This is a genomic window from Vicinamibacteria bacterium (assembly GCA_035620555.1).
GTDB lineage: Bacteria > Acidobacteriota > Vicinamibacteria > Marinacidobacterales > SMYC01 > DASPGQ01.
On sequence record DASPGQ010000419.1, the window covers coordinates 1 to 7599 of the forward strand.

Annotated in this window: 5 protein-coding genes; 4 read left to right on the top strand and 1 reads right to left on the bottom strand. The window is 62.7% G+C overall.

All coding sequences use genetic code 11. From position 1 onward, the window contains the following. The 4 genes from VEK15_17105 to ileS form a co-directional block, all read left to right on the top strand. Positions 1-1335 (top strand): HAMP domain-containing sensor histidine kinase (locus VEK15_17105; GenBank protein HXV62422.1); only part of this gene is annotated, 1335 nt, incomplete at its 5' end. Further along, complete coding sequence (locus VEK15_17110; GenBank protein ID HXV62423.1) at positions 1332-2732, top strand: sigma-54 dependent transcriptional regulator; 1401 nt, start codon at positions 1332-1334, stop codon at positions 2730-2732. The genes VEK15_17105 and VEK15_17110, both read left to right, overlap by 4 nt. 73 nt (positions 2733-2805) lie before the next feature. Continuing rightward, positions 2806-3510 (top strand): hypothetical protein, encoded by a 705-nt coding sequence (locus VEK15_17115; protein ID HXV62424.1) that lies wholly within the window; start codon positions 2806-2808, stop codon positions 3508-3510. A 38-nt stretch (positions 3511-3548) separates the two neighbouring features. Next, positions 3549-7142 carry an isoleucine--tRNA ligase gene (gene ileS / locus VEK15_17120; protein ID HXV62425.1) on the top strand — a complete coding sequence of 1198 codons (3594 nt, stop codon included), beginning with the start codon at positions 3549-3551 and terminating at the stop codon, positions 7140-7142. 12 nt (positions 7143-7154) lie between these two features. Here the strand turns inward: ileS and VEK15_17125 are convergent. After that, on the bottom strand, positions 7155-7599 hold a 445-nt coding region (locus VEK15_17125), incomplete at its 5' end, for a hypothetical protein (protein ID HXV62426.1).

Genomic DNA, 7599 nt, shown 5'->3' on the forward strand with positions numbered 1-7599 from the left:
CGCTACAACTTGCTGAGCCTGTCGGTGTCCAATCGCAGCCTGCGCCATTTCGCGAGCATCCTGATTCTCTTGCTCCTGATCCTCGTGGCCGGTCCTGTGCTCGGTGCTTCCGGCGATCCGGTTTTCCACCGTGTTCTTGCCTGGGGCTTATTCCTCGGCGTGCTCGCTGGCCTTTTCTTCGACCCGGTCACCCGGTGGGCGTCTCGCCGGTCGCCCCGGATGGCGCGCTTGCTCGGGCGCAGTATTTCGCCGGGACAAGTCGCTCAGTTGACCCAGGAGCTGCAAGATCTCGACCTTTCGGAAGAAGAGCTCAAGCGGCGGGTGGCCAGTAGGGTGAGCGAGTGGACGGGCGCCGACGTCCATTTCGCGAGAGCGGCGGATGCGAAAGCTTCCTTGTTCTGGTCGTACTTCGCCGATTCCGACACCGCGGCGTTCAACCGTCTGCACGCGCCTTCCATCGAGCTTGCCGACGCGCTCGTCTCGAGCGAGCTGCACGCCGTGTTTCCCGTTCGCGTTTCCGAAAGTCTCGAAGCGGTTCTCGTCATCGCTTCCAGCGCGGTTGGCGGAGGCTACGAGGACGGCGAGATGGAAAGCATCCAGCTCGTGCTGAATCAGCTTGGCGCGGCGGTCGAGATCCGGCGCCTCTTGGAGGCCCGCCTGGCGTGGGAGCGAAGGCAGGCCGAGCAGGAACGGCTTTCCATGCTCGGGATGGTATCGGCGTCGCTGGCCCACGAGCTCAAGAACCCCCTTTCCTCCATGAAGGCGCTGGCGCAGACGGTTCGAGAGGAGCTCGCGCGGGACGATCCCGAGAGCGAGCAGGCCAAGGACTTGAGCGTTATCGTCGAGCAGGTGGACCGCTTGAACGGTGTCGCTCGGGAGGTGCTCGATTTCGCTCGGCCGGGACCAGACGCGGAGAGGACGAGGCTTTCCGACGTCATCGAGGCCGCAGCCTATGTTCTCGATCACGAGGCCCGTCGACGAGGCATTTCGATCGATCGTGGAGCGGTCGGTGCCGACGGCGAGGCGCCCGGAACCCCGGCCACCTGGCAAACGGTCGTATTCAATCTCATGTTGAACGCCATCCGTCACGCTCCCGACGGATCGACGGTACGACTCCGACTGGGAAGCGATGGTGAAGCGGTGAAGTTCGAGTGCGAGAACGAAGGAGCGCCGATGGAGCAGACCGTCGCCGCGCGCTTGTTCGAACCCTTCGTATCCGGCGAGGGAGGCACGGGTCTCGGGCTGGCCCTCGTTGGGCGGAGAGTCAAGGAGCTCGGTGGAGTGATCGAGCTCGTCAACGAACCGGACCACATCGTCTTCAGGATCGTGGTATGACTCGACAAAAACCGCACGTTCTCGTCTGTGACGACGAGTCCGCTGCTCGACGTGGCGCTATGCGCGCCCTCGGTAGCTCCAGCTACGACTTCACCGAATGTGAGAGCGGTGCCGACTGCCTGCAAGCACTCGCTCGCGAGGCCTTCGATCTCGTGCTGCTCGACCTGCGCATGCCGGAGATGGACGGCATGGCGGCACTCGGGGAGATCCAGAAGCTTCCGGCGCCTCCGCCCGTCGTCGTCGTGACCGCCGACGCCGGATTGAAGACCGCGATCGACGCGGTCAAAGCGGGTGCCGAGGATTTCGTAGCCAAGCCCTACGAGATCGACGCGCTCCGCCACGTCGTCAAAAAGACCCTCGAGCAGAGCCTGCTGAAACGCGAGAACTGGAGCCTCGAGAACGAAGTGCGCCGCCTCCGGGGAACGGGTCAGATCGTGGGTGAATCGGATGCGATGGCTCGACTGCTCGATGCCATCGACCGTGTGGCGCCGTCGAGAGCGACGGTGCTCGTCACCGGCGAGAGTGGCACGGGAAAAGAGCTCGTGGCGCAGCGAATCCATGCACTTTCCGTCGTGTCACGAGGCCCTTTCGTGACCGTGAACTGTGCGGCTATTCCCGAGAGCCTGGTGGAGAGCGAGCTCTTCGGCCACCGTCGCGGCGCCTTCACCGGGGCGCTTCGCGATCGGGCGGGCAAATTTCAGGAAGCACACGGCGGCACGCTCTTTCTCGACGAGATCGGTGACATGACGCTCGACGCCCAGGCCAAGCTTCTCCGTGCTCTGCAGGAGGGCGAGGTCGAGCCGCTCGGCGGTGGACGATCCGTCCGGGTCAGAGTTCGCGTCGTCGCGGCCACGCATCGCGATCTGAAAGAGCGCGTGGAACAAGGAAGGTTTCGTGATGACCTGCTGTTTCGGCTAAGAGTGATCGAGATCCCGGTGCCTCCTCTTCGCGAGCGCAATTCTGATATCACGCTCCTGGCGCGGCACTTTCTCGCGAGCTTCGGAAACGGCAAGCTCGAGCTCGGCCCCGACGCCGTGGCGAGCCTTCGCGCTTACGACTGGCCCGGAAACGTGCGCGAGCTTCGAAACGCGGTGGAGCGCGCCTCGATCTTTTGCCGCGACGGAATCGTGCGCTCGGCCGACCTGCCGCACGAGGTGGTAGGAGGCGGGGCAGAGCCCGTGGCTTCGACCGCATGGGATCCAGGAGACGACTTCCAGACCGCCAAGCAGAGGGTCGTCGAGCGGTTCGAAAGAGACATCCTCACGAAGGCTTTGCAGAAACACAGGGGCAACGTCTCCCGAGCGGCGAGCGCTCTCGGTCTCCACCGGCAAAACCTCCAGCAAAAGCTGCGGCACCTGGGTATCGCTGCAGGGTCGTTTCGAGAATCGAGCGACTGACGTCGTGGCGCTGTCGGATGAGCTTCGGCTCCCAGTTGGAGAGGCCAGACCCACGACGTACTATGATGGGCTTGTGAGAGTCCGAGCGCTGGTCGTGCTACTGCTGCTCCTCGTGGCCCCGATGGCCCATGCGACCACCTGGGTGGACGTCGAGGTCACCTGTCCCGTTTGCGGGGCGACCAACGTCTTTCAGGTTCCGGCCAGCTACGGCACCTATGTCTTCCAGGACCGGTCACGGTTCCAGTACGTCTTCTGGCCGGCCACCACCGACAAATTTCTCTACACCTGCCGGAAATGCCACCTGACGGCCTACATGGGGGATTTCGAGGAAATCCCCGACGACAAGGTGAAGGCCCTCGCCGCGATGCTCGAGCGAGAAGCGAACATCGAGGGTGACGTCCTACCTTATTACGGGATTCCCATGACCGTGCGGCTCCCCATCGCCGAGCGGGTTTACAAGATCCTCGAAAGGGACGACGAGTTCTGGTGCGAGTTCCGGCGCATCCAGGGATACCATCTCGAGCTCGCCGGGCTCGAGTCCGAGGCAACCGCGGCGAGGCGCGCCGCGCTGGAGACCTCGAAGCGACTTCCGCGAACGAAGCAAAATGTCTTCATCCTGGCTTCTCTGAAGTACTTCACCGGAGACGTTTCGGGGGCGGAGAGCGGCCTGCGCGAAGCGGAGAGCCTTCGCCAAGAGTCTCCCGATCTCGACCGCTACCTCGCCCAGCTCATCGACGACTTTCGCAAGGAGCTCCTGGAGAAGCGTGCTCTCGACTGAATACACTTTCTCCTGCCGAGCGGATATTCTTTTCCCAAATGACCAACGACCCTCGCTTTCTCAAGGCCGATGCCATCGTCGATTTCCCCGCGAGCGAAGAGGCGATCCGCGCTATCTGGAAAGAGCGTCGCATCTTCGAGAAGAGCATCGAGCAGCGCCAGGGCAAGGAGTGGTTCGTCTGGCACGACGGTCCGCCGACCGCCAACGGTAAACCCCATAACGGTCACGCTCTGACCCGCGTCTTCAAAGACATCTTCCCCCGCTACCGCGCGATGCGGGGCTATTACGTGCCCCGCAAGGCGGGGTGGGACACGCATGGGCTTCCCGTCGAGGTCGAGGTCGAAAAGGAGCTCGGTATCCACGGCAAGGCCGAGATCGAAGCCTATGGCGTGGAAGCCTTCATCAAGAAGTGCATGGAGTCGGTGTTCCGCTACACCCGCGACTGGGAGCGGATGACGGAGCAGATGGGCCACTGGGTCGATCTCGACGAGGCCTACGTGACGTATCACAAGAGCTACGTCGAGAGCGTGTGGTGGGCCCTGTCGGAGCTGTTCGATCAGAACCTCTTGTATCAGGGTCACAAGGTAGTCTGGTGGTGGGCGCAGGGAGGAACCGCCCTTTCCTCGGCCGAGGTCGGGCTCGGCTACAAGACCGTGGACGATCCTTCGGTCTACGTGGCGTTTCCTCTCGTCGACGAGCCCGACACGTCTCTCCTCGTGTGGACGACGACTCCCTGGACGCTTCCATCCAACATGTACGCGGCGGTGAAGCCAGACATCGACTACGTCGTCGTCGAGGATTCGGGGCGCAAGCTCGTCGTGGCCGCCGCGCTGCGAGAGGCAATCGGCGCGAAGCTCGGGCGGGAGCTTCCCGTCGTCCGCGAGCTGAAAGGTGAAGCGCTTCTCGAGAAACGCTACCGGCCGCCCTTCGCCGACTATTTCGATCGCCTGGGGAACGAGCAGGCGCGAACGAAGAGCGGGGAGATGACGCCGCTCTTCTGGAAGGTTCTCGCCGCGGACTTCGTCGAGCTGGATCAAGGAACGGGGCTCGTGCACGAAGCGCCGGCGTTCGGCGAGGTCGATCACGACCTCCACCGCGAGGTCGTGGCGCAATACGAAGACCCCGCGTCGGTGCCGCTTCTGTGCGCCATCGGTCCAGACGGCAAGTTCACCGACGAAGTTCCGAGCCTGAGCGGCAAGTGGGTCAAGGATGCCGACAAGGACATCGTTCGTCATCTCAAAGACAGCGGCCTGCTCGTGCATCAGGAGACCTACCGGCACGAATATCCCTTTTGCTGGCGTGCCGACGACGATCCGCTCATCCAATTTGCCCGCCCCGCGTGGTTCATCCGCACCACGGCTCTCATCGACTCCGCCATCGCCAACAACCGCGCCGTAAACTGGATTCCCGAGCACATCAAAGAAGGCCGTTTCGGGGACTTTCTCGCCAACAACGTGGATTGGGCTCTTTCGCGAGAGCGCTACTGGGGAACGCCTCTCAACATCTGGGTGAACGACGTCACCGGACGCATGGTCGCTCCGCGCTCGGTGGCGGAAATCTTGAAGAAGAACCCGAACGCCTTCGCCTCTTTCGCGGAAGCCAAGAAGAAGAACCCCGATCTCTCCGAGCATCTCATCGTCCACAAGCCCTGGATCGACGACGTGACCTTCGAGGAGCCGGGGGAAGAAGGGACCTACCGGCGCGTTCCCGAGGTCATCGACTGCTGGTTCGATTCGGGAAGCATGCCCTTCGCGCAGTGGGGTTATCCGCACACGGGAAAAGAGATCTTCGACGAGATGTTCCCCGCGGACTTCATCGTCGAGGCGATCGACCAGACCCGCGGCTGGTTCTACTCGCTTCTCATGATTTCGACTCTGGTCTTCGACCGACCCTACCCCCACCCCTACGAGACCTGCATCGTGCTCGGCCATGTCAACGATCGCGAGGGTAAAAAAGAATCGAAATCCAAGGGGAACTACACGCCGCCCGAGGTCATTCTCGAGAAGGTTGCGATGGACTTTGCCGTGGTGGAATCCGACGAGGCTCAAGAGGGCAAAGTCCTCATCGCCCGAGAGGACCTCGAGGGGCTCGACCTCCGTGACGGCGCCCGAGTGCAGCTTTATCGTCCCGGCGCTCCTGACCACCGACGGGAGCTGCAGCTCTTTGCCTCGAAGGGGCTACCGAGGCGTGTCGCGGTAGTACGGAAACAGGTGCTCTCGGAGCTCGGCCTCCGAGCGGCGGAGAAGGGAATGAAGCTCATTCCCGCCGACGTTCCCAGGCTTCCCGACGAACAGAGGGTCACCATCGAAGACCCGGCTACACCCGCGCCCGGAGCCGACGCGTTCCGATGGTTCTTTCTCGCGGGGAATCCTCCCTGGAACGCGAAGCGTCTTTCTCTGGGCAACGTCCGTGCGTTGCAGAAAGAGTTTCCCATCAAGCTCCGCAACGTCTATTCGTTCTTCACGATCTACGCCTCGATCGACGACTTCGATCCCGAGCAGGATCGCGGCCGGCATCCGGTCGATCGGCCGTTCCTCGATCGCTGGATCCTCTCCGAGCTCTCGAAGCTCAATGACGATTTGATTGCCGATCTCGATCAATATCGGACGTACGAAGCCGCGCGCAAACTGACGGACTTCGTCGACGCCCTCTCCAACTGGTACCTGAGGCGGAGTCGAAGCCGCTTCTGGGCCTCGGGGCGCGAGCCCGACAAGATCGACGCCTATGCGACGTTGTACGAAGTGCTGGTGACGCTCTCTCAGCTCGCGGCGCCCTTCGTGCCCTTCATGACCGAGGACATGTACCAGAACCTGATTCGCCGTCAGCTCGGAGAGCGCGCGCCGGAGAGCGTGCATCTTGCGGATTACCCCGAGCCCGATACGAGGCGCATCGACCGGAGACTCAACGAAGAGATGGCGGTGGTTCGCGACATCGTCTCGCTGGGGCTGAGAGTTCGCACCGACAACCGTCTCAAGGTTCGGCAGCCACTGGCGAAGGCGGAGATTACACTGTCGCATGCGGATCTCGACGAGCGCGTACGCCAATACGCGGATCTCATTGCCGAAGAGCTGAACGTCCACGAGGTGCGCTTCGTCCACGGCGCCGAAGAGCACGTGGAGTACCGCGTGAAGCCGAACTTCCGTTCTCTCGGACCCAAGGTGGGGAAGAAGATGCCCGATCTCAAGAGGGCTCTCGCCGAGGCCGATGGAAGCGCGCTCCGGGCGAAGCTTCTGGCAGATGGCGAGGCGACGATCGAAGGAGTCACACTCGGCTTGGAAGACGTCGAGGTCGTGGTGCAGGCGAAGCCGGGTTACGCGGCGGCCGGTGACGAGACCGCGGTGGTCGTCCTCGAGACCGAGCTCACCCCAGAGCTCCTGGAAGAAGGGAAGTACCGCGAGCTCCTGAATCGCATCCAGACCTTCCGCAAGGATCTAGGTCTCGAATACACGCAGCGCATCCGTCTCGCCATCGTGGGAGGCGAGTCACTCCGCCGCATTCTCGAGAAGCATCGAGAGCACCTGATGAAGGAGACCCTTTGTCTCGACCTGTCGACCGATGGCCTGGACGGCGGCACGACGCGGGAAGTGGAGATCGAAGGAGAGAAGGCGACGATCACCCTGACGAAAGCCTGACCGCTAGCCAGATCAGGTGCCGATTCCCGAGAGCTCGCGTTTCAGGTTCCCGAGCTTGCCGATGATCTCCCGGAGCTCCTCGTCCTTTTGACGCTGGGCTTCGACGACCTCTGGTTTGGCCCCCGCGAGAAATTTGGGGTTCTGGAGCTTCTTTTCGACCTGCTCGAGCTTTTTCTGCGCCTCGGCAATTTCCTTGTCGATTCGCTTGCGCTCCGATTCGATGTCAACGTGTGCGCCGAGGTCGATGTATAGCTCGAACGCGGGATCGACGAACGCGATGGTCCCCGCGGGGCGCTCGCGGACGAGCGTAAGGGACGCGAGGTTCGAGAGCGCGATCAGAACGGGTTTCGTCTCGGCGAGATGCCCGCCGAGCGCTTCGTCGAGAGTTTTTACCGAAACGTTCAGCTTCACGCTGTCGGCGAGGCGGGCGTTCGCGCGACTCGTGCGAACCCGACCC